This is a genomic window from Carboxylicivirga taeanensis (assembly GCF_051851475.1).
In the GTDB taxonomy this organism is placed as follows: Bacteria; Bacteroidota; Bacteroidia; order Bacteroidales; family Marinilabiliaceae; genus Carboxylicivirga; species Carboxylicivirga taeanensis.
Genome location: NZ_JBPUSJ010000001.1, coordinates 208,542 through 231,082 on the forward strand (window position 1 = coordinate 208,542; position 22,541 = coordinate 231,082).

Sequence of the window (22,541 nt, forward strand, 5' to 3'; positions counted from 1 at the left end):
TTTTATTAATTTAATTTGTTAATGTAAATGCGAAACCACTGCCATGAGCCAAAACCCCTCATACGATGAACTCTTAAAGCGCATTAAAGAGCTGGAAGACATCATTAGCAACCACTCGTTTAAAGAAGATATTAATCAGGCTTTAAAGGACAGTGAGGAGCGATTCAGAGCCTTATCTGAAGCTGCCACCGAAGGTATTTTTATAACAGAAAATGGGTTTTGCCTTGAAGCTAACAAAAGTGGCTGCGAACTATTTGGATATGAACATGACGAACTCATTGGCAAATATGCAGCACAAGTGTTTGCCAAGGAATCAAAGCCACTGGTTAGTAAGCACATTAAGGAAAAGTACAACGAAAAATACGAGGCCATTGGAGTAAGAAAAGATGGCACTGCCTTTTTAGCAGAAATACAAGGTCAGAACTACCTCTACAAAGGTAAAGATGTAAGAATCACCTCCATACGAGACATTACAGAATACCGTCATGCTCAAAAAGCACTTATCGATAGTGAGGAGAAATACCGGGAAGTGGTGGAAAATGCTGGCGATGGCATTTTAATTGGCAATGTGAAGGGTGAAATCATTGAAGTTAACAAGGCCTTTCTGAACATGACTGGTTATTCGCGTGAAGAGTTAATTAACCAACACATCAAGAAAATTTTTGATAGCGAAAGCCTTGTTGATAACCCCTTGAGATTTGACCTACTGAATAAAGGGCAGTCTGTACTTATCGAAAGAAGACTTAGGGGGAAAAATGGGACCATTATCCCTGTAGAGATGAACTCAAAACGCCCCCATGATAAGTATTATCTGGCCATTATTCGCGACTTAACAGAACGCAAAAAGGCGGAAGAGCATCTCAAGCAAAAAAACGAAGAATTGCAAAAAGCTAAAGAAAAAGCAGAAGAAAGTGATCGCCTGAAGTCTGCATTTTTAGCGAACATGAGCCATGAGATACGAACACCTATGAATGGTATTATTGGCTTTGCCGAACTTCTGAGCTCGATTACTCAGAAAGATGGCAAGCAAGCCGAGTACATTGATATTATCATTAATAGTGGCAACCAGCTCCTCACAATCATTAATGATGTGCTGGAAATATCGCGCATTGAAACCGGCCAAATACAATTACATTATGAATTATTTAACCTCGCTGAACTTATCAACGAACTACAAGTATTCTTTGAGCCTATAGCGGCCAAGCAATACAACCATATAGTTACACAGCTTCCCAATAACGAGGAACTATTAATTCGATGCGATAAAACTAAGGTAAAGCAAGTATTAACCAACCTGATAAATAACGCCTGTAAATTCACCTACAAGGGCACAGTCACCATTAGTACCCAACAAACAGCCAATCATTTCGAAATATCAGTTGCCGATACTGGCATTGGCATCCCCAACGAATACCTCGATAAGGTTTTCGATCGCTTTTTACAAGCCAATAGCGATAACACCAAACACAACGGCACTGGCCTTGGTTTATCCATTAGTAAAAAATACCTTGAACTTATGAAAGGTACTATTTGGGTGGACTCTACCGAAGGCCAGGGCTCAACCTTCACGTTTACCTTACCAACTGCTTAAGCACTTGCTACTTTCTGATTAACTGATATCTGCTTATGCACTTTCTCTGATAAGTGCTCATAAGACTCATCATTTGGGTACACCGGCTTAAGGAACTCAACACTCACCTTTTTAAACGGACGAGGAAACTTGGCTCCACGAGGTAAAGCATTTACAGCGCCTTTTATAGAAACAGGAACAATTGGCACATTGAGTTCGCGGCTAAGTATGGCAAACGTTTTCTTAAATTCGCCCAGCGAACCATCAAGCGATCGCGTTCCTTCAGGAAAAATAATCAGGTTTTTCTTCTTCTTCAATGCTTCTCCCATCTTCTGAATCGACTCCTTTAGATCCTTATTAAGGTCCATAATTATGATGTGATGGCGATTAGCAAAGAATTTCAAGAAGCGAGATTTGATATGCTTTTCCTTGGCATAGAAGTAGGTATTCCGAACCCGTTTGTTTTTCAGCCATGAAGCAACAAATAAGCCATCGAAATAGCTTTGATGGTTAGGAGCAATAATACACGGTTCATCAGGGATATTATTGATCCCCTTGCCTTTAAAACCAAAATACAGGTGGAAAAAGTACTTTGACATCTTCAGGAAGATGGCTCCTGTCATCCAGGTTTTAGGCAGCTGAAGATTCACCCGCTCCTTCAATATCTTTGACCAGTTAATCTTCTCAACCGACAAGCGAGTGCGTTTCTCGGCAACATATTCGCTCAGTTCCAATACAGAACCAAAACTTACCAACTGCTCCACTTCCATCTCAATACCAAAGGTGGACTGAATAAACACCAATAGTCCAACCTTATCCAGCGAATCAAGGGCTAAATCATACTCGATGTGATCTTTTGGCCGAACATTGCAGTTTTTCTCACTGCTTATAAAGTCAACCAACACCTTATACTCTTCTAAAGTCACCTGCTCCTGCTGATCCGGCCCTGCCTCTTCAGTAACTTTTGCAAATTCGGGCAGCTTAAAGCGTTGAAGCTTACCCAAGCGGGTGCGCGGCAGTTCACTTTCTGTCACCGAAAAGTCCATAATCTTTTTATAAGGCGAAACAGATTTATTATAAGAGTCAATAACCTCCCATCGGAGCTTCTCCTCTATCTGTTGAGCACTGAGTCCTCTTAACTCACCCCTATTAGGAACAATAATTGCTTTTAACTGGTCCAGATCAGCGTATACGCCGATTTCACTCACGCAAGCCGCCTGGTTTTCAATTTTTGTCTCTACTTCAGAAGGATTAATATTCTTTCCGTTGGATAGGACAATAATTTCTTTTTTACGCCCGGTAATATACAGGTAACCTTGATTGTCCAGGTATCCCAAATCACCGGTATACAGCCACCCATCTTTCAGCACTTCTGCTGTTTCTTCCGGTCGGTTAAAGTAGCCTTGCATCACGTTATCACCTTTAACCACCACTTCACCGTCTCTAATTTCCACCTGAGCGGCAGGTAACACTTCACCAGGACTACCAATACGCACTCTGCCTGGCCGTGTAAAGGTAATCATTGGGGCCGCCTCTGTCATTCCGAAACCTTCTAATACTTCAAAACCTAAGGTTTTAAAGTCGCCACCAACTTCCGGATCGAGGGCTGCGCCTCCACAAACCATGAACCGAACAGCGCCTCCAAATTTTTGATGAGCCGATTTAAACACCTTCTTAGAGAAGCTTTGGGAGTCGATTGCTTTAGCGAATTTAAACAGGCTCCGCGCAATAAAGCTGCTATCGATCTTAGTACGAATGCCTTTGCGAATGGCCGCATATAAACGTGGCACCCCAATAATGATTGATACTTTATTATCCTGTAAAGTCTTTATAATATCTTCCGAAGCCATGGATGGCGATACTGCAATGGTTCCACCAACAAACAAAGGCGCAATCATTGTTCCCAACAATGGAAAAATATGGTGCATGGGCAAAAGCATCATCACCACATCATTTTTCGTATAAATATTTATCTGGTTAGATACAGCATCAATATTGGCCATCAGGTTTTTGTAGGAGAGCATTACCCCCTTAGGACTACCTGTAGTTCCTGATGTATAAATAATAACGGCCGTCTTGTCTTCAGATTCCTCAATAGTACCAAGAGAAACCTCACTCGTTACAGCTAGCTCATCACACTCTTCGATGACAAGAATACGTGTTTGAATCCCGGCTTTTGCAACTGCCGTCTCAAGCGATTCCTTTTTATCTTTTGAAGTAAATACTACTTCGGGATAACAGTCTTTGAGAATGTATGCCACTTCATCTTCTGACGACATAAAATCAATAGGCACCACAGTGGCCTTATTGTACCAACCGGCATAAAAAGCATATATCCATCCAACCTGATTTTCTGAGAAAATGGCCACACGGTTTATTGGTGTTTCCTTCAGTAGTGATGAAAAAGTTGCAATCTTTTGTTTCAGTGCACGATAGCTTATCTTTCGTTCACCACATGAAACAGCTGTTTTATCCCCAGCATTATATATCATATCCTTCTACTTTGCGTTGTTTTCGATTTAGCAAACCTACAAATTTTTTATCGTTCTGGTACTTAATAAAAACTCTGCAGGTAAATGGATGTTACCATTTAAAATTTATAAATAATCGGGCGTTGTTATGGTTTGTGATTTTACAAATGGACTAATCGCCCGGTTATATACTCCCTGCACATAAGCAATTGCCATACCATAATTGGTAATTGCCACCTTTTTTGCTCTAGCGGCCCCCAATCGGTTATGTAATTGCTTACGGGTAATCATGCACCCGCCGCATTGAATAACCAATGCATACTCGTCAATGGGCCGACTGACATTATCCAACCCTGCCACTACATCGAATTGCAGTTGCTTACCCGTGTAGGTCGAAATCCATCTTGGAATTTTAACCCGTCCTATATCATCACACGCCACATGATGAGAACAAGACTCCAGCATCAACACTCTATCTCCCTCTTTGAGTTCATCTATTTTGTAGGTGCCCTTCAGGTAGTTTTTAAAATCTCCTTTAAAGTGTGCTAATAAAATACTAAAGCTTGTAAGCGGAACATGCTTTGGAATGGACGCATCCGCTTTCAAAAAAATTTGACTGTCTGTTATTACCAGAGCTGGTTGTATGTTCGTTTTCTTTAAAAACACATCTACCTCTCGCTCCTTAAGTACTACACATATGGCGTCATTATCTAAAATGTCGCGTATTGCTTGTATTTGCGGCAATATCAGGCGCCCTTCCGGTGCTTCAATATCAATGGGCGTAATTAGCAACACAATATCTCCATAATTAATGAGGTCACCAACCAAAGAAGGCACTGTATAAGCCGATTCCGGGATAGCCTTTTTAATTACATCAATTAATGTATCCGTATTAGCATTGATGGTATTAAACGGCATAACCGCAAAACTGCCAGCCTGGCTGTATTGTTTGCATTGTTCTTCGGCCAGAGGTACAAGATCGGTCTTATTATGAACAACAATAAAGGGCGTATCTTGTTCATTAAAAGCATCTACCAGAGCCTGTTCTTCGTCTGACCACTGATTATCGGTAACCACCAGCAGTGCTAAATCTACAAGCTTAATGGTTTGGAGTGTTTTTTTGATGCGCTGCTCTCCCAGTTCGCCCGTATCATCAATACCGGCGGTATCAATTAAAACGACTGGTCCGAACCCGGTAATCTCAAACGACTTTTTAACCGGATCGGTTGTTGTACCCGCGTATGAAGACACGATTGCAATATCCTGGTTGGCTAAGCAATTGATGATTGAGCTCTTGCCATTATTTCGCCGGCCGAAAAGACCTATATGCGGTGTTCTTTCTCTCCCCATTCTAAAAAATGAAAAATCATTACAAATTTAGGAATAATAACGGCATGAACGAAAAGCCTAAGCAACTGCGAGCATGAAATTTAGAAAATATCGGCTAAAGGAAATAAAAAAACTTCTCCTAATTGTCACCCGATTGCCCAGATACAGTGTCTTTACTATTGAATGCGAAAGCGTATTTAGCTATTGACTTAAGTGAATAGTTTCTCATGGGTTTAGAATGGGCTGTGGATGACACATTCTTTCATATGTACTAAAGGTTTAAGCAAATACAAGGAATATCCACAGCCTTTTTTTTTCGAAAATGCCAAAGGTGGAATGGGTAACCCCATTTTATCCCTTAAACAATTAACCCCAGAGGGAATTAGTCAATAATTCCCTCTTTTTATTATCCGACAAATCCCATCATATTCTGATTCATAAAAATGCGATAGGTAAGACTATCAATTTGCTTAAACGGCAGTACCGCCAGATTGTCGAACCGGAGGTGATGCTCAAAAGGTGTCAGGATATCATCAACACTTTTGGCATAGGCAGGATACATCTGTTTTAAGCGTTGACAGGTTTGCCTTACAATCTCAATTTTTACATCATTTTCCTCCTGAGGGGTGGCGAAAAATTCGAGTCGCTTTTTTATGGTATTGAGAATTTGAATTTTAGTCGCTTTTTCAGACTCGATGTCACTCCATATTATAGCCGCCTTCTGAATAAGTTTGTTAAAAATGATATTTTTCATTGTTGCGTCTGGTTATTTGTTCTTTACTAATTAATAGCAAAAAATGCAAATCGTAACATTTAACGCCATCAATAAGGCCAAAAAAAAGCTGCATCATACTGAGCAGCTTTAATTTACACTATTTATCGTAATATAACTACAACTTAATACCCATAAACAACACATCATCAACCTGGTCCAACTCGCCTTTCCAATCTTCAAAATTATTCTTCACTCTGGCGAGCTGCTGCACACCGGTTCGCTCAGCCATTTCCTGAATGAGGTTCTGAACACCAACTTTCATAAACTTCTTTCCTAAAGGTCCGCCAAACTGATCGGGATAACCATCGGAAAACATGTATATCTGATCGCCCGGGCTGCAACTGTATTCAACATTGACATAAGGGCTAAATTGTGCCTCATAACTGTCGCCGATACTTCTTCTGCTTCCCTTATAAATTGTAAATTCGTTATTGATTATCAGGTAAACAGGGCGTTTGGCCGAAGCCAGTCTCACCTTTCGACTCGGTATGTGCACCTCTAGAATTGAAATATCCATGCCGTCCATACTTTCGTTGCCATGATTCTTCTGCAACAGTTTTTTCACCTCATTATCGAGTCTTTCAAGCATGGCAGCCGGCGAATCAACCTCGGGCAACCTGATAATATCATTTAAAATAGTGGTGCCTATCATGGACATAAACGCCCCTGGTACTCCGTGACCTGTACAGTCGGCACAACAGGCAATAAAATAATCTTTAGATCGGTTAAACCAATAAAAATCGCCACTTACAATATCGCGTGGTAAGAAGTAGACAAACGAGTCGGGAAACACGTGCCTCAAATCGTCCATGGATGGCAATATGGAGGATTGAATTTTTTTTGCGTAGTTAATACTATCGGTTATATCGCGGTTTTTTCGCTCAATCTCGGCCTTCTGCTCCCGCAATACAACAGTTTGTGAAGCGACTTCACGCTGCAACAACTGCTTTTGCCTGATGAGTGCTTGTTCGCGGTATTTAATCAACCCATATACGGCAAAAACTAACAAACAGACCACTAATAGTTTGAACCAAAGCGTATCCCACCAAGGGCTTGCAACGTCAATAGCCACTGTTTTAGACAAACTCGTTTCCTTACCATCAGAATTAAATGCCCGAAGTCGAATTTTGTAACTACCTGGTCTTAGGTAATCAATCTCCTTAGTGTTTGCATTACCTAAATGAGCCCATTTTTTTGATTCAGCCTGAGCTCCATCTTCCTCTATTTTCACTTCATAAGTAACACCCTCAGGGTTCTTAAAGCTAATAGCTCGAAAGTTCAGGCGAAGGTTATAATACCCTTGTCCATAAGGATATTTAAGCTTCAGGCGATTGGAAAGCGGAATTAACTCATCGTTTAACAACAAGCCCGTAACATTTAAAATAGGGGCCACGGTATTAGGCCGGTCATTTTCGGGTAAATAATTTACAGCCCCGTCACTTGATGCCAGCCATATCGTTCCGTCATCACCTTGTTTGGCCTGAAAAAATTCGTTACCCAGTTCTTCATTATGACCATAACTCACAATGCTTTTATCATTAATATCGATGCGAGACAAACCGCCATCGTGACAAATCCACAAGCGGTTTTTGATGTCCCGCTGGATATCATAGCAAAAGTCTTTCTTAAGGCCATCAGCAGTTGTAAGCTGATGCTTAATATTGCTATTGCTATAGCAAATTACCCCTTCGCCTTTCGTGCTGATCCACAGATTACCGTCTTCATCTTCAATCATACCGGTTACATCGACAGCTACCTCTTCTTTTATCGGATGTCTCTCTATTCTGTCCAGCGCCTGATTAATCTTGCACAATCCGCCATCTTTGGGCCCCACCCAGATATTCTTTTTGGAATCGACAAATACAAAATTGATGTTATTATGAGACAACCCATCTTTAATCTGGTAATTATCAACGTGATTCGATTCAAGGTTAATCACAAACAACCCCCGCTGCGTTGCCAGTAGAATTGATTGTTCATCGCCTGTTAAATCGTTTATTCTTAATGCTAACTGATCGTTGAAATAGATTCTCTGCTTAAACCTATTACTCCCTTTTTCTTTGAAAAACAATCCTTTATTAGCTGATGCCACCCATAACGTTCCCTCCTTACTCTTATAAAAATCTACAATTTCATCATTGGGTATTCCCCCATATTTGGCATCATAGTATTTCACATCGAAACACATGGGATCAGTTAAAATCAAGCCTCTATCCAAGCCAATCCATAAATTGTCTCCATCCTTATAAACCGAACGAGCCTTATAGTGAAAACCAATCTCGTTCATATCGTAAAAAATAAAATACTGATTGACCAAGAGCGATACACCTCCCCCTTTTGTGCCAAACCAATAATTCCCTTCCCGGTCGCATAAAATATCTGACACATCGTTGTTACTCAACCCATTGTTATTAGAGTACTTGAAAGAGTCGTTAAACTCGCCTGAAACCGGATCATAAAGCAATTTAATCACACCACTACCTAGTGTCGATACCAGAAGGTGTCCTTCTGCTTCTTCATAGATATCGGTTACTTCTTCGGACTCGATATTGAATTTCTGACACAGCTGATTATCCATTATATGCAACACATCATCATCTGTTGGTCGGTCGTAGAACGCATAAAAACCTTGTCCGCGCGTTCCGATCCAAAACCGACTATCGCTATTACTTTTTACAATGGTATTGATCCAGGCCGATGGAATATCTTCAACCTGAGTTATTTCTACCTGATCATAGGCATCGTTGAAGTCGAAAATAAAAAGTCCCCGTTTAGCAGTCCCTACCAGCAGTCGATTAGCCGACAGTGCCTTAACGGCCGTATAGCTCTTTCTGCCAAACCTTTTCCTATCGAAAAAGGTATTTACAGTTCCGGACGCATCAATACGAATAAGTCCTTGCTTCTGGTCGACCGCCCATATATTGCCCTCTTCATCTTCATCAATATCTGAAATTAACTGAGAGGCTCCTTCAATACTAATTTTGAAAAAGCGGTTTTTATCCATATAGCTGATTAAGCCATTTTTGTGGCCCATCCATAAACGGCCGTTCCGGTCGAAATGCAAACAGTTAATGAAATTATGCGCTAGTGAATCTGCAATCGTGTATACATTATACTCAATGCCGTCATACCTTATCAGGCCCTCATCGGTTGCCATCCAAACATAGTCATTTTTATCCTGAGCCAATGCTATTATGTCATTATCGGCCAGACCTTCTGAGGTATTGTAAATTTTAAAATCGAATGACTGAGCAAAGGCGGAAGTAGAAATGAGTAAAACGGCTGCTAACAGCCAAAAAATGAACTTACAGTGCATGGATCGTTGGTATAATTAGATTTGGTGCCAGCTAATTTAGCTTAGCAGTTACAAAAACATGAATGGCAATAAACCATTGCATCAGTGCTCACAAATTAAAGCTCTTCGGCAACAGGGTTTCCTTTATACTTTGGTTTTCCGCCAATAGGCACACTGTATGATTTTAACAGCTCGCCGTACTGGTTTTCAAAATAAATCACCACATTATTATTTCGAATATTTCCGGAAGGATGCTTCTTCATTTGAATATCTAAGGATGTATTGTACTCATCAGGTTTTATTTGATAAAGGCTGTGCGCCCATTCATCATCTTTAGAAATCTTCATCATTTGCCCGGCAGTGGCAACTGATCGAACGATGATCCAGCCATCATTATCCCAGTCAAAATTCGTTTGTTTGATGGAAACGATGCTTGAATCGTTAATATAAGGGTAAATATGTGATAACTCTTTAGGATCATCATGCAGGCGCACCGTGTACTTATAGTAGTATGCATATCCGCCTTCTACTTCATTATGCACGTCCTCTCGAGTGCTCATAAACAGCTGGTACATGTTACCATCATCTCCGGCCATTCCCTCGATGATTACTTTAAAAACATGACGATCTTCTTCAGGAATATACTCCCCTTCCGATGGATTTATTGGGCCAAAAGTGTACCACTTTTTATTATATTGTGCATCGTTACCAAATGTTTTCGAGTATAACAATGTTCCTTCATCGTAGTTACTATCCAACAGTAATTTCTGAGCCGCTTTACTGGAACAACTGCCTTTACCACCATAAACACTAAAGGATGTTTGGGTATTCCAAACGCCCTGCAACTCATCATTATCGCCACTACAATCGGGATCATACACCTTTATATAAATTGGAGCCGTATGTTCTTTAGGAACGGCAAAAAATATAATTTGACAAAAATTGGCATCGCCCCACGATGTTTCCGCATCAGCGCCAAAAGTAATCAGGTTAGGGATATTTTCATCAGAACCGGGCACTGGCTGTGCCTTTGCCACAATTACTGCTAATAATAATACTGCTAGTGTAAGTAGTTTGGACATGGTTATTCAATTACATTAATTTCTTTATAAGTACACATCTTCAGATGCGGATCTGCTTCGCTAACTGTGCCGCACCTAACAACTTGTTTTCCCTTTTTTCGAAAGACAAACTGTATGGTTTCACCTTTTTGCTTTGTTCCATCAGAAAGCTCCCAGTAAAATCCATTTGGCTTAAAGGTTTCAAAGTGAGATTCTGCAGCACTAAGTGTCACTTTATCACCAACTCGCACGACCTCTGGTGACGTGATGTACACCTGAATTTTCTTCTTTACTTCTTGATGAAAATCATTTAATACAAACAGTTCCACATTCTCAATCGTATCCACCAATATCGATTGCACATGGTAAACACCCGGTTGCTTATATTGATGGATTACGGTATCTCCTTCGGCTGTTTGCCCATCGCCAAAATGCCAAACATATTTTAAGGGGCCATCGCCCTTACCGCCCATGGTATCGAAAAAGCGATAGGTAAAAGTATTTTCTTTTTGCCTTGTTGCCTTATCAAATAACGGAAACAAGTGAATAAACTCATATAAATCATCATTCCCCTGTCGATCGGATGCAAAATAGCCGGTTTGACCGTCAGAACGTACAAAGCAACTAAAATCGTTGAACGGACTGTTAATGGGAGCTGCCAATGGGACTGGTTTTTCCCAACCGGTGCTGGTTCGAATGGTATAAAACAAATCTAATCCTCCGTGTCCGCCATGCCCATCCGAAGCAAAGTATAACCTGCCACTAGGATGATAAAAGGGAAAAACCTCACGTCCACTGGTATTAATAACAGCACCCAGGTTTATTGCCGGCCCCCATTCTTCTCCGTTTCTTTCCGAAACATAGATATCTGTCAACCCGTATCCATCAGCCTGATCAGAGATAAAAAACAAAAACTGCCCATCGGGCGAAAGAGTTGGATGTGCCGTATTATAGCTGCGCTTTGAATTAAACGGCATACTTTTAGACCTCGACAACTCCCCCTCTTCCCAAGAGGCTGAAAACAAGCCATGTAGATTCTCGGCATTCTTCCCTAAACGTTTGCGATTTTTATACTGCGTTTCGGTGAAGTAGGCCATTTGAATGTCGGGATAAATAGCTATGGTTGATGTATGATAGGGTGAAAAATAATCAGGCAGAAACTGCGACTCATTAACCCATGAGGAATCAGCCTCTTGCTGAATAGTGAACAAATTGTAAAAATTATTATTATCCTGATCGACTGGTTTACTTAACCATTTGACGTTCTTATCGGAGCTAAAGAAGAGCAGTGAGTCGCTATAAAAAGGAGCTATCTCACTCTGGCTTTTGGTACAAAACGGTAATCGATTAACACTGATGTCCTGTGCTTTGGACAACTGTAAACATCCCATAAACACCATACTAAAAAGTAATATTCTCATCTGCATAGCTTAGGTTTAGAAGAATTTAGGATTGGGCGTTTTTACTTTATAACCAAAGTCGTACTGAATCGCTATTTCGTGTGTCCCATTATTAAACGAACTCATTTTACCCGTTGTATAGTCGAGGCTATAAGAGAAACGAAACTGAGGCGTTACCTGATACCCAATTAATGCCACAAAATCATTCGTTGTGCGGTAAGCCGCCCCCAGCCAAATTAAATTATCATAAATCACCGTCGCGTTGACGTCCACGGAAGAGCTAAACTCTGGATTCAGTCGCGCCATAAAACTTGGTTGCAGATGCCATTTATCGGCCAAGTCAAACAGGTAGCCCCCTGTTAGCAGGTAATTAGCTTTATCCAAGGCCAATCGACTCGTACCTCCCTGAGTGTAGGGATTAAAATAGAAAAAGTTAGGAATAGAAAATCCGACAAAGAAGCGCTTGGCATACCATGCCGACCCAAATCCAATGGTCGGCGAAAAATTTGACTCATTACTGGCAAATTCCACATCGGGCACTGCGGGTACCTTATCAAAGGTAGCTACATCTAACCAGTTAGCATTATAAAAACTTCCTCCACCATTCACACTAAATGCAAGGTTTTGATTATTGCTCAATTGCAAACGGTAGGTATAAGCCGCCACAAAACCGGTTTCTTTGCTTACTCCATATTGTTGGTTATATACTTCAAAGCCTAGTGCGACCTGTTCATTCTTTAATGCCGAATGCATGCTAAACAGCATGGTTGCAGGTGCACCCTCAAAACCAGCCCATTTTTTACGATATCCGCCATAAAGTGACAAAACCTCACGGTTACCAGCAAAAGCAGTGTTAAGCGCATAGCGATTGTGCATGTACTGACTCATCACAATGTCTTTTTGTGCTGTAACTGGCATTACAAAAAGGAGCATCAACATCAGGGTGCTGTAATTAAAGAACTGTTTTCTCATCATTTGCTCCCTTTTATAATTAAATAATTCTTAACCGGCTCAATCCCCTCCCCTGAAAAGACATAGTAAAAGGTACCGTCTTTAAGCTCTCCATTATTTTGATAGCCATCCCAGCCTTCTAGCGTTGTATGATCCACCATGAAATTTCTGGTTTCATAGACCACTTTCCCTGTCACATCAAACACCACCAAACTGTTATTGCGAACATTTTGGGCACCTCCTATTCTAAAGGTGTCATTCACGCCATCTCCATTTGGCGAAAACCCGGTTGTTTGATACAAGTCATTTACCGTAATCAACTTATTAACAACAACAGGCGGACACACTCCATTCTCGATGATACACTTTATGGCATTATCTCCAGGTTGCAGATTGCCTACCACAATGTTTGAAAGGTCTGAATCATCAACAGTAAGCGGATTGGGTAAATCCCATCTCAAAGGCATTCCCTCCAACCCATTAACTCCTTCCAGTGTAATTTCTTTATCCAGATAAACAGTGGTGTCATTGCCAATGGATACACCTACCGGTTCTTTATCAAACTCCAGAACTAGATCATCAAAATCTGAACATGCCTTGTTTTCATTATTGACCTCTGTCCATCGGAGCGTGTAGGACTCATTAAGTAACTGAGCTGCTCGATTGACTTTTACTTTAGCATCAGTGCGAATTTCGGGAGTATCATCTTCCGTTTCCTTCACAAATGTTAAGCCGCTGCCATTTGACTCGATAATGGACCATGAACCTGTGTTTGCCAAATTTGACAATTGAGCATTCAACAGCACCTCATCACCACAAATGGGCTGATCAAAAAAGCCCGCATTAGCTTGTGGCTTTTGATCCACGGTGAGCAAATGGGCTTCATCTAAAACTGTATTACACCCTTCCCGGTCGACCAACGACAAGAGAGTGAAGGTAGTTGTTGTAGAGGCTGCTAATTGAAGGGCTTGGTTTTCCGCTGTAATCGGTTGCGAAAACTGGTTGGTTCCATCGGAATAATTCAATGTTAAATCAAAGCGATTATCGGGATGGGCAGTAACCAGCAATACTCCTTCTTGATCGCTGCACACCCTGTCGTTTTGAAGTTGAAAAGTGGCACTTGGAGTAGCTTGTTCTGTTATTGTAAGTGGCAACATATCGGATGCCGTGCATGCTCCATTGGTCACCTGATAGGTAATGTTGTAATCGCCAACTACGTCAGCATAAAAGGTTGCTTCCCTATCGGATGTCAAAAAGCTACCATCTCCCGAGGCGAACCATTCGATAGCGGTATAAGGCCCACCAGGATCGGCACTTAAAGTCACCTCTTTTCGGCATGTTTTTACTTGTGGGTCAATGAGCGGATCGGGCAGTTGATCAATAACAATGGTGGTTGAGCCATTGGAAATAACTCCTTCAATACGCTCTCCAGTCGCATTATCAACAAAATAAAACTCCCTTATTTCAATGTAGTTATCTAGTTGTATCCTGAATTCCTGTGACCAGGTATCCCCATTCTGTTGCGGAACAGAAAACACTGCTCCATTTACAAGGTATTCAAATGAATAAACACCATCACTATTATTGGGTGAGAACTGAATGGAAACAGTGACCAACACAGCACCTCCTGCATCTTTTTCATTCTCGCAAAACCGCTCCTGACTATAAGATACTTCAGCGGTGTATTGTCCATAGATGTTTGCTACTCCCGCTCCCAGCAGAAGTAATAGAAGTATTAGTAGGTTTTTTTTCATCCGACTTGTTTTGTTAGCAAAAACATCTCCCTAACTGGTCAAGAACGTCCTCTTATACGTCTGATAGCTAATTATGTTCCAACCCCTTACAAACATAAATAAAAAACAGCGAAGACCGATTATTTTCACCACAAGCTACCTGCCCTTTATCCACACAGATGCTCAATTCATCAAAAAGTTGCATTTAATATGTATGATTTACTTGATTAATTCACTTGCTGTCGGCTCCTGTTCTAGCAAAATGAATAACTAATCTGAAACAGCATTAATCAGATATTGTTTATTTCAATTTACCAATTGTCGGATACAATAAAGGCTGCAAATAGCAGCCTTTGAATGATTAAATAATTACAATTCCAATTGAGAACGGATTGCCTGAGCAATTTTCTCAAACTCTTGAGCCTCCAACTGTAGTTTGGGGTTTCGGAAGTTTACATCTGCCTCACTATTCATAGGAATAAGATGAATATGTGCATGAGGCACTTCGAGTCCTAAGACTGCAACACCAACCCTTTTGCAGGGAATCACCTTCTTTTGGGCAAGTGCCACCTTCTTGGCAAACACATTCATTGCAGCAAGTAAATTGTCTTCCAGATCAAACAAATAGTCGGTTTCCTGCTTTGGCACCACCAGCGTGTGTCCTTTGGCTAAAGGATTGATATCCAGAAAAGCAAAAAAACGCTCATCTTCAGCAATTTTATAACACGGAATTTCTCCGTTAATTATTTTTGTAAAAATGCTAGGCATGGCAAGGTATTTTAGATTGAAATCTCAATAATTTCAAAGGTCATCATACCAGAAGGAACCTGAATATCCACTTTATCGCCCACCACTTTTCCTAGTAGTCCTTTAGCAATTGGGGTGGAGATAGAAATTTTTCCTTCCTTCAGGTTAGCTTCACTTTCAGGCACCAATGTATAGGTCATCATTGCGTTATTTTTAAGGTTTTTAATCTTTACCTTATTCAGCAACTGTACCTTTGAGGTATCAATGCGCGACTCATCAATGATTCGGCTGTTCGCTATCGTATCTTTCAACTTAGCAATTCGCATTTCCAAAAGTCCCTGAGCTTCCTTTGCTGCATCATATTCAGCATTCTCCGATAAATCTCCTTTATCACGAGCTTCTGCTATTTGTTTGGAGATGGATGGTCGTTCAAAAGTTTCTAGCTGATGCAACTCATCCCTCAATCTTTTTAACCCGGCTTCTGTTATATATTTCATGGCCTGTGTTTTAATATTAATAATAGCACCGCGCAGTGAGCTAAAGCAGCTCCTGAGCTTTGAATGCATTTTACCAAAAAAATTCTATGTGATTATAAAAAAATAAAAGAATTCCGATTTCCCAGAACTCTTTGATACAAATATATGAAAGTTAAAATGAATTTCAAAAACGCTCCAATATACTGACTCAATTAAGGTTCCCGTTTGATAGGACTAGCTACTCATAGGGCCGTTTTAGAATCTCTGAGTAGATAACTGCCTGCCGTAAATCAATTTGCTCCTTATCAAAAGCCAAGTCCTCCCCTTCCTCTTCCAATACCTCTACTTTGAGCGGTTTCTTTTTTGCCTTTTGCGCCTCTTGAGCCTTTGCGAAGCGCTGATCATTGGCGAAAGGTGAAACGAAACCCTTTCGTTTTTCAACAACAGGTTCTTGCTTTTTCGGTTTTGGCTTTTGATACAGCTCGCGCAATTCATCAACAATATCCTCCTCATCCATTGGGTGATAGGTAGGAGGATCTGAGGGCAATGTCACGTCCTTTTTCGCCTGCTTTTGTTTCTTGAAAGCACTAAAAACCAGAGCGGCAACCATTGCCAAAACATACAGTATATTTCCTATATCATCCATAAACTATTGGTTTGAATATTCAGCCAAATTACCAATTTTTAATTGAACAATAGCAACAAAACAGTTAATATCGTAGTGATTAATACATTTACTCTAGAAAAATAATAAAGGAAAACGATTTTTACACCATCTTTACACCCGGGAATTAAGTACACCATTAAACAACTAAAGACGTGCCCCTTGCTGAAAGTTAAATTAGGAAAGAGCATGTACCAAGTTCGACGATTGGCAGGTATACTGCACGATAAATACAATTGAATAAAATTACAGAACGCATGAAAAAACTATTATTCCTGGCGATAATTATGTCAGCAATTGGCTGCAATAAAGACTCGGCTTATATAATTCCCAACGTTCGCTTTACTGCTGAGATTGATCTGGACAATCCTCAATATAAGGGAAGTTTTACATTTAAAGTCTTGCCAAGTGCTCGAAACCCAAGAATAGGGGTTAATGGTGTCGTTGTATGTGCGTTAACATCAGAGGAACATTATGCATTTGACCTGTTATGCACTCATCAGCATGAGAAAACGGGTTTTTTTTATGTTGACTTCAAGCCTGGTGATGTGAACGTAGCCTGTCCGGAATGTGGATCTGAATTTAATGTAGCCGCCGAATATGGTAGTGTCGTAAAAGGGCCGGCAAAATGGCCACTCAAGCGCTACCAAACCTCCGTTACAGGCAATTTCTTGCGTATTTGGAATTAAAAAAGGCATTTTGGCACATCATTTGCAGCTCAATCATCACTTATCAGTAACTACATACTGAAGTAGCATATTTGTTACACTCCCCCAAATGCCTCGACCATGTCGGGGCATTTGTTAGTTATTTAGAATGGAAGGTGGTCTAAATCTACATTACCTCCAGAAACAATAAGCCCGACACGACTGTTAGCAAATACCTGTTTATTGTCGATAATAGCAGCCAACGGCACTGCCGATGAAGGTTCTATGATAATTTTCATGCGCTCCCATACTAAACGCATCGCATTCCGGATACTATCCTCACCAACCGTGTAAATATCATCCACTTTATGCATGATGACCTCAAAAGTAAGATTACCTAGTGAAGTCCTCAGTCCATCAGCAATGGTATCGGGATTCACTACCGGATAAAAGCTGCCGGATTTAAAAGAGCGATAAGCATCATCAGCCATTTGAGGCTCACCAGCCAACACCTTCACTTGCGGAAACATCCCTTTGAGGTAAGTAGCAGTGCCACTCAGCAATCCGCCACCACCCACAGGCGTTATCACACTATCGAGATGCGGCTGCTGTTGCATCAACTCCAGGGCTGCCGTCCCTTGGCCGCAAATAACTTCCCACTGATTATAAGGGTGCACCAAAGTTGCGCCCGTCGTTTCAATGACGGTTGCCAAGGTAGCTTCCCTCGCTTCAAGGGTTGGTTGACAATAGGTAATTTCAGCTCCATAGCCGTCTACCGCTTTTTTCTTAATCTCGGGTGCATTTTCGGGCATCACAATAAAGGCTTTGACACCATTCATACGTGCGGCCAGTGCCAGAGCTGCTGCATGATTACCTGAAGAGTGAGTCGCCACCCCTTTCGCCATCTGCTCCTTAGTAAGTGACAGAACAGCATTGGTAGCCCCCCGATATTTAAACGCGCCAACCTTCTGCAGATTTTCGCATTTAAAATACACTTCACAACCAGTCAGGCGGTTTATACTTTGGCAGGTAAGTACGGGCGTTTGATGCACATAGTTTTTTATCGTGTTGTAGGCGTCTACAACATCGCTGCCAGATGGTAATATCACTGGCATTATTTATTTAATTCGCGAATAAACTGCTCGGTTACTTCACGGGCACGCAACTCATCTTTTTGAAGCACATATAAATCTACAGAATTAACGGCTCCGGCCACAAAACCGGCAGAAACACCTGATTCAAAATCATTCTTCACCATTGACTCTATGCCTTTATCTGCCAAAACATTCTTTAGATGACTTATCGTCAACTCGGTATCAGTATAAATCTTTACAATGTCTTCCATAGCCGCCTGTTTTTGTTTATTAACTATAGTATATAAGCCCAATAAAGGTATCATAAAAAGAAGAGATTTCAAATACCCCCCCAGTTCTGCAGATGACTGCCTCACAAAGAACTATCCACTCCAACTCCAATTAATTAAGCAATATTTTTTAACTTATTATATTGGTTATTTGACATTTAGAGCAACCTTTTGGCATGCGTTTTGATTTTACCATTGAAAATCATAAAAGCATGACAAAGCAGGAAAAAACAGCCTACTACAGAACTCTTATTTTGGGGGTGATAACAATTACTATTCAAACGGTGTTAATTGTTTTATTGGCATAGCTACTGCCTGAAAAGCAGATTACGCATCAATAACTAAAGAGGTTTAACCGGCACACAGATATCGACCGTATATGTCCCATTCTTTGGTTCTTCGGTATACAATTCAAAGCAAGGTTTATCGTCGGGCTGGTAACCGCTGGCCGGAAACCAACTGGCAAAAACCCAGTTCCAGGCCTCTTCGAACTGATGTGTTTGAACCACAAATCGAGCCACCACATATTGTCCGCCTTCCACTTTCATTTTTCCTACATCACCATCCACTTTGGTAGCACCGGGCACGGTAATGCAAATACTCGTGCGGAGTTTCAGATTATCAGTAATGTTCGGATCATCATGGTAAATCGCTAATGATTTTAAGTCCGGCTGAGCCATCAGTCCCCTGGGACCTGCCCAAAGCATCAACTTTTGCCACAGTTGCCCAAAAAGCGTCTCATTCCCCTTGTACGGCCCTATGTATCGCACATACGCAACGGTCATGTCAGGTAAGTTCTTAATTTCAATACTTTTGTTTAATTCCATATTCGTCTTCCATTTTAATGTTTGAGTATGTGAACAAAAGTAGACACTCAGCTGCTCCTTTACTTTTTCGGGATTGCGATCGGTTTGACGCAAATTGCTATTTTGCAGCATTTGCCGCCGCCAGGAGGTTGGTGAAGAGCCAAAATGCTGCTTAAAATTCCGGGACAAAACTGAAATATCGGCAAAACCACATTGTACCGCCAGATGGCTAACAGAAATACCCGGATTGATTAATAAAACCAAAGCCGCACGCTGCAAGCGCAGCCGATTAATAAAATGGAATGGTGTTTCGCCAATTACGCCATGAAAAATCCGATGAAAGTGATACTTAGAGAAACAGGCTACGGCAGCCAACTCTTCCAGCGAAAACTGTTTTTCAAGATTGGCCTCAATATAGTCAAGCGTTTTATTGATACGCGAGGTATATTGGTTAAGAGAACTTGGTTTGGGTTTCATTCTGCAGGTATTAGCCTGCCAAAATACAAAATATCAGGCATGAAAAAAGGTCGCCATTAGCGACCCTTATTATATCCAACCCTCATACGGGCTATTTTTTACTCTCTTCAATTTTGTTGATCAGCTCATCAAACAGGAACTCGGTATCTGTTGGACCGCTTGATGCTTCAGGGTGGAACTGGGTTGAAAAGAAAGGTTTAGTCTTGTGCTTAACCCCTTCATTGGTCTTATCATTGATATTAATAAACAATGGTTCCCATTCATCACCCAAAGTATCATTATCGATAGCAAAACCATGGTTCTGACTTGTGATGTAACAAGTATCAGTACCAACCTTAATTACAGGGTGGTTGTGGGCACGGTGTCCATATTTGAGCTTGTAGGTCGATGCTCCTGAAGCAATTCCCAGCAGCTGATTACCAAGGCAGATGCCAAAGATAGGCTTACCTATTTCCATAGCTTTTTGAATGTGCTTAATGGTTATTTCACACATCTGAGGGTCGCCCGGACCATTTGAAAGCATAATGCCATCATAATCTTCCTGTGTAAAGTCATAATCCCACGGCACACGAATAACCGTTGTATCGCGCTTTAAAAGACAACGAAGAATGTTGTTTTTAGCACCGGTATCAACCAAAACGACTTTGTGTTGACCATTGCCATAAACCTGCTTTTCTTTCACGCTTACTTTGGCCACCAGGTTTTCCTTGTTAGGATCCATAAAGTCGATTTCATCGCCCTCTACTTCAATTTTTCCCAACATGGCGCCTTTCTCCCGCAAAATCATGGTAAGCGCTCGGGTATCAATACCAAATACACCTGGTACTTTATTCTGAATCAACCATTCGCGCAGGCTGTTTTCAGCATTCCAGTGGCTATATTCGAATGAATAGTCTGAGATAATCAGGCCTGAGATGTGAATGCGGTCTGATTCATGAAACTTAGGAATCCCATTCTCCATATCATTTTTAGGTACTCCATAGTTTCCAATGAGCGGATAGGTAGAAACAAGGATTTGCCCTTCATACGATGGGTCGGTCAAACTCTCGGGATAACCCGTCATGGCGGTGTTAAACACAACTTCACCAGCCACCGACTTATGGTATCCAAACGATTTTCCTTCGAAGACAGTTCCGTCTTCCAACACTAGCTTAATCTTTTGTACTTCAGGCATACCTTCTGATACTTAAATCTTTTACAATAAAATCTACACAAAAAATGCATTTACCCGTTAGTTGGAATAAATGCATGCTTAGAGCTTCCCCTTATGCGGCACAAAGGTAATAATTATTTGCTACACCTCCGAATTTTTAAGGTGCTTTTGCATATTTATTCCATATTTTTTCGATATACGCATAAGTATACACAAAAGAGGGGCCCTGCACATCTCCCCCATGCATAGGCCCCTCATACCCAATCAACAAAAAATCTTGGTCTATCTATTGTCTAAATCAGTATAATCTTTTCGTTCTGATACGTTTTTATAGGCCGGCCGAATAATACGACGACTTGAAAAGGTAACCTCCTCAATGCGATGAGCACACCATCCGGCAATACGTGATACGGCAAATATAGGCGTGTATATTTCTTTTGGTATCTGCAGGCAGTCGTATACAAAACCACTATAAAAATCTACATTGGCACAAATAACTTTTGCATTGGCACCTTTGAACTCATAAAACACCTGAGGTGCCAAACGCTCGATAGCTGCATACAAATGAAACTCATCAACCCGCCCTTTTTCAATGGCCAAGGCCTCTGCCTTTTCTTTAAGTAATACGGCTCTAGGATCTGAATTGGTATAAATCGCATGTCCAATTCCGTATATTTTTCCGCTATTATCAAAGGCTTCCTTATTCAATATTTTTAGAAGATACGCCTTGATCTCCTTTTCATCGCGCCAGTTTTTAACATTTGCTTTGATGTTGTCCATCATGTCCATTACCTTCAGGTTGGCACCCCCGTGCAAACCGCCTTTAAGCGAACCCAAGGCCGCGGCAATGGCCGAATAAGTATCGGTTTGTGCTGAGCTCACCACCCGGGTAGTAAACGAGGAATTATTACCTCCGCCATGCTCGGCATGAATAACCAATGATAGATCCAACAGATCGGCCTCCAGTTTAGTATAATTATCCCCCTTAAGCATGTAGAGAAAATTCTCCGCCGTACTTAAGCCCGGTTGTGGATGACGAATAACCAACGACTTTTTCTGGTAGGAATGCCGCATTCCAAAATAGGAATAAGCCACAATTACCGGAAATTTAGCTATAAGACTTATGGACTGTTTAATCAGATTCTGTGGCGTCAAATCCTCTGCGGCATCATCGGCCGTATAAAGACCTAATACCGAGCGGGCCAACATATTCATAATATCTCGTCCACGTAACGACAGAATCATGCTTTTAGAGAAGAACGAAGGCAAATGTCTGGCATTCTCCAATTCTTTCTCAAAATCCTTTAACTCCTCACTCTTGGGCAACTGACCCGACAACAACAAATAGGCTGTTTCTTCAAACCCATGTCTTTTCTGTGACTGAAAACCTTTGGCTAAAGCTTTTAGTTCCACACCACGGTAGAACAACTTCCCCTCTTTGGGAATCAACTTCCCATCCACTTTATCGTACCCTTCAACGTCGCCAATAGTGGTCAGCCCCACGAGTACACCCGAGAAATCGGCATTTCGCAACCCTCTTTTAACACTGAATTTATCAAACAATGATTTATCAATATCACTTGATGCTACGGCATCCATCGCCAACTTCTCATACAATGTCAT

At 41.1% G+C, this 22,541-nt stretch carries 18 protein-coding genes; 2 read left to right on the forward strand and 16 right to left on the reverse strand.

Annotation, left to right across the window (positions count from 1 at the left end; genetic code table 11):
• The first annotated feature begins 43 nt into the window (after positions 1-43).
• Positions 44-1,591, forward strand: coding sequence for a PAS domain S-box protein (locus tag ACSX1H_RS01005; RefSeq protein WP_439181660.1), 1,548 nt, complete (start codon positions 44-46; stop codon positions 1,589-1,591).
• Here the strand turns inward: ACSX1H_RS01005 and ACSX1H_RS01010 are convergent.
• The 11 genes from ACSX1H_RS01010 to ACSX1H_RS01060 all read right to left on the reverse strand — a co-directional run bounded on the left by ACSX1H_RS01010 (position 1,588) and on the right by ACSX1H_RS01060 (position 16,454).
• A complete protein-coding gene (locus ACSX1H_RS01010; protein WP_439181661.1) occupies positions 1,588-4,062 on the reverse strand; it encodes an AMP-binding protein in 2,475 nt (824 codons plus the stop codon). The genes ACSX1H_RS01005 and ACSX1H_RS01010 overlap by 4 nt on opposite strands.
• A 105-nt stretch (positions 4,063-4,167) precedes the next feature.
• Positions 4,168-5,391, reverse strand: a complete 1,224-nt coding sequence (gene hydF, locus ACSX1H_RS01015) for a [FeFe] hydrogenase H-cluster maturation GTPase HydF (RefSeq protein WP_439181662.1) — start codon at positions 5,389-5,391, stop codon at positions 4,168-4,170.
• 385 nt (positions 5,392-5,776) lie between these two features.
• Complete coding sequence (locus ACSX1H_RS01020) at positions 5,777-6,124, reverse strand: hypothetical protein (RefSeq protein WP_439181663.1); 348 nt, start codon at positions 6,122-6,124, stop codon at positions 5,777-5,779.
• A gap of 136 nt (positions 6,125-6,260) precedes the next feature.
• The gene (locus ACSX1H_RS01025) at positions 6,261-9,461 is read right to left on the reverse strand and encodes a two-component regulator propeller domain-containing protein (RefSeq protein ID WP_439181664.1); all 3,201 of its coding nucleotides are present in this window, start codon (positions 9,459-9,461) and stop codon (positions 6,261-6,263) included.
• Between the two features lie 95 nt (positions 9,462-9,556).
• A complete protein-coding gene (locus ACSX1H_RS01030; protein ID WP_439181665.1) occupies positions 9,557-10,522 on the reverse strand; it encodes a hypothetical protein in 966 nt (321 codons plus the stop codon).
• Positions 10,523-10,524: 2 nt separating this feature from the next.
• Entirely contained in the window at positions 10,525-11,922 is a 1,398-nt protein-coding gene (locus ACSX1H_RS01035; protein WP_439181666.1) for a PKD domain-containing protein, read from the reverse strand.
• Positions 11,923-11,937: 15 nt separating this feature from the next.
• A complete protein-coding gene (locus ACSX1H_RS01040; RefSeq protein ID WP_439181667.1) occupies positions 11,938-12,876 on the reverse strand; it encodes a PorP/SprF family type IX secretion system membrane protein in 939 nt (312 codons plus the stop codon).
• Positions 12,873-14,606, reverse strand: a complete 1,734-nt coding sequence (locus ACSX1H_RS01045) for a T9SS type B sorting domain-containing protein (protein WP_439181668.1) — start codon at positions 14,604-14,606, stop codon at positions 12,873-12,875. Before ACSX1H_RS01045 ends, ACSX1H_RS01040 begins: the two co-directional genes overlap by 4 nt.
• 348 nt (positions 14,607-14,954) lie before the next feature.
• Positions 14,955-15,353, reverse strand: coding sequence for an HIT family protein (locus tag ACSX1H_RS01050; protein WP_439181669.1), 399 nt, complete (start codon positions 15,351-15,353; stop codon positions 14,955-14,957).
• Positions 15,354-15,364: 11 nt separating this feature from the next.
• Positions 15,365-15,829, reverse strand: a complete 465-nt coding sequence (greA, locus tag ACSX1H_RS01055) for a transcription elongation factor GreA (protein WP_439181670.1) — start codon at positions 15,827-15,829, stop codon at positions 15,365-15,367.
• Between the two features lie 217 nt (positions 15,830-16,046).
• Positions 16,047-16,454, reverse strand: coding sequence for a hypothetical protein (locus ACSX1H_RS01060; protein WP_439181671.1), 408 nt, complete (start codon positions 16,452-16,454; stop codon positions 16,047-16,049).
• 275 nt (positions 16,455-16,729) lie between these two features.
• Here ACSX1H_RS01060 and ACSX1H_RS01065 point away from each other — a divergent pair, with 275 nt between their 5' ends.
• Positions 16,730-17,161 (forward strand): Rieske 2Fe-2S domain-containing protein, encoded by a 432-nt coding sequence (locus tag ACSX1H_RS01065; RefSeq protein WP_439181672.1) that lies wholly within the window; start codon positions 16,730-16,732, stop codon positions 17,159-17,161.
• Positions 17,162-17,283: 122 nt separating this feature from the next.
• Here ACSX1H_RS01065 and ACSX1H_RS01070 read toward each other — a convergent pair whose 3' ends face one another.
• From ACSX1H_RS01070 to ACSX1H_RS01090, 5 genes are all read right to left on the reverse strand, one after another.
• Complete coding sequence (locus tag ACSX1H_RS01070) at positions 17,284-18,234, reverse strand: pyridoxal-phosphate dependent enzyme (protein ID WP_439181673.1); 951 nt, start codon at positions 18,232-18,234, stop codon at positions 17,284-17,286.
• Positions 18,234-18,464 carry a putative signal transducing protein gene (locus ACSX1H_RS01075; protein WP_439181674.1) on the reverse strand — a complete coding sequence of 77 codons (231 nt, stop codon included), beginning with the start codon at positions 18,462-18,464 and terminating at the stop codon, positions 18,234-18,236. The genes ACSX1H_RS01070 and ACSX1H_RS01075 overlap by 1 nt, the downstream gene beginning before the upstream one ends.
• Before the next feature lie 359 nt (positions 18,465-18,823).
• Positions 18,824-19,765 carry an AraC family transcriptional regulator gene (locus tag ACSX1H_RS01080; protein ID WP_439181675.1) on the reverse strand — a complete coding sequence of 314 codons (942 nt, stop codon included), beginning with the start codon at positions 19,763-19,765 and terminating at the stop codon, positions 18,824-18,826.
• Between the two features lie 91 nt (positions 19,766-19,856).
• Complete coding sequence (carA, locus tag ACSX1H_RS01085; RefSeq protein ID WP_439181676.1) at positions 19,857-20,939, reverse strand: glutamine-hydrolyzing carbamoyl-phosphate synthase small subunit; 1,083 nt, start codon at positions 20,937-20,939, stop codon at positions 19,857-19,859.
• A gap of 261 nt (positions 20,940-21,200) precedes the next feature.
• Positions 21,201-22,541 (reverse strand): citrate/2-methylcitrate synthase, encoded by a 1,341-nt coding sequence (locus tag ACSX1H_RS01090; RefSeq protein ID WP_439181678.1) that lies wholly within the window; start codon positions 22,539-22,541, stop codon positions 21,201-21,203.

What these genes read in the sequence shown, in the direction of transcription:
- ACSX1H_RS01005 (WP_439181660.1), top strand. Translation starts at nt 44, where the DNA reads ATGAGCCAAAACCCCTCATACGATGAACTCTTAAAGCGCATTAAAGAG.
- ACSX1H_RS01010 (WP_439181661.1), bottom strand. Translation starts at nt 4,062, where the DNA reads ATGATATATAATGCTGGGGATAAAACAGCTGTTTCATGTGGTGAACGA.
- hydF (WP_439181662.1), bottom strand. Translation starts at nt 5,391, where the DNA reads ATGGGGAGAGAAAGAACACCGCATATAGGTCTTTTCGGCCGGCGAAAT.
- ACSX1H_RS01020 (WP_439181663.1), bottom strand. Translation starts at nt 6,124, where the DNA reads ATGAAAAATATCATTTTTAACAAACTTATTCAGAAGGCGGCTATAATA.
- ACSX1H_RS01025 (WP_439181664.1), bottom strand. Translation starts at nt 9,461, where the DNA reads ATGCACTGTAAGTTCATTTTTTGGCTGTTAGCAGCCGTTTTACTCATT.
- ACSX1H_RS01030 (WP_439181665.1), bottom strand. Translation starts at nt 10,522, where the DNA reads ATGTCCAAACTACTTACACTAGCAGTATTATTATTAGCAGTAATTGTG.
- ACSX1H_RS01035 (WP_439181666.1), bottom strand. Translation starts at nt 11,922, where the DNA reads ATGAGAATATTACTTTTTAGTATGGTGTTTATGGGATGTTTACAGTTG.
- ACSX1H_RS01040 (WP_439181667.1), bottom strand. Translation starts at nt 12,876, where the DNA reads ATGATGAGAAAACAGTTCTTTAATTACAGCACCCTGATGTTGATGCTC.
- ACSX1H_RS01045 (WP_439181668.1), bottom strand. Translation starts at nt 14,606, where the DNA reads ATGAAAAAAAACCTACTAATACTTCTATTACTTCTGCTGGGAGCGGGA.
- ACSX1H_RS01050 (WP_439181669.1), bottom strand. Translation starts at nt 15,353, where the DNA reads ATGCCTAGCATTTTTACAAAAATAATTAACGGAGAAATTCCGTGTTAT.
- greA (WP_439181670.1), bottom strand. Translation starts at nt 15,829, where the DNA reads ATGAAATATATAACAGAAGCCGGGTTAAAAAGATTGAGGGATGAGTTG.
- ACSX1H_RS01060 (WP_439181671.1), bottom strand. Translation starts at nt 16,454, where the DNA reads ATGGATGATATAGGAAATATACTGTATGTTTTGGCAATGGTTGCCGCT.
- ACSX1H_RS01065 (WP_439181672.1), top strand. Translation starts at nt 16,730, where the DNA reads ATGAAAAAACTATTATTCCTGGCGATAATTATGTCAGCAATTGGCTGC.
- ACSX1H_RS01070 (WP_439181673.1), bottom strand. Translation starts at nt 18,234, where the DNA reads ATGCCAGTGATATTACCATCTGGCAGCGATGTTGTAGACGCCTACAAC.
- ACSX1H_RS01075 (WP_439181674.1), bottom strand. Translation starts at nt 18,464, where the DNA reads ATGGAAGACATTGTAAAGATTTATACTGATACCGAGTTGACGATAAGT.
- ACSX1H_RS01080 (WP_439181675.1), bottom strand. Translation starts at nt 19,765, where the DNA reads ATGAAACCCAAACCAAGTTCTCTTAACCAATATACCTCGCGTATCAAT.
- carA (WP_439181676.1), bottom strand. Translation starts at nt 20,939, where the DNA reads ATGCCTGAAGTACAAAAGATTAAGCTAGTGTTGGAAGACGGAACTGTC.
- ACSX1H_RS01090 (WP_439181678.1), bottom strand. Translation starts at nt 22,541, where the DNA reads ATGACATTGTATGAGAAGTTGGCGATGGATGCCGTAGCATCAAGTGAT.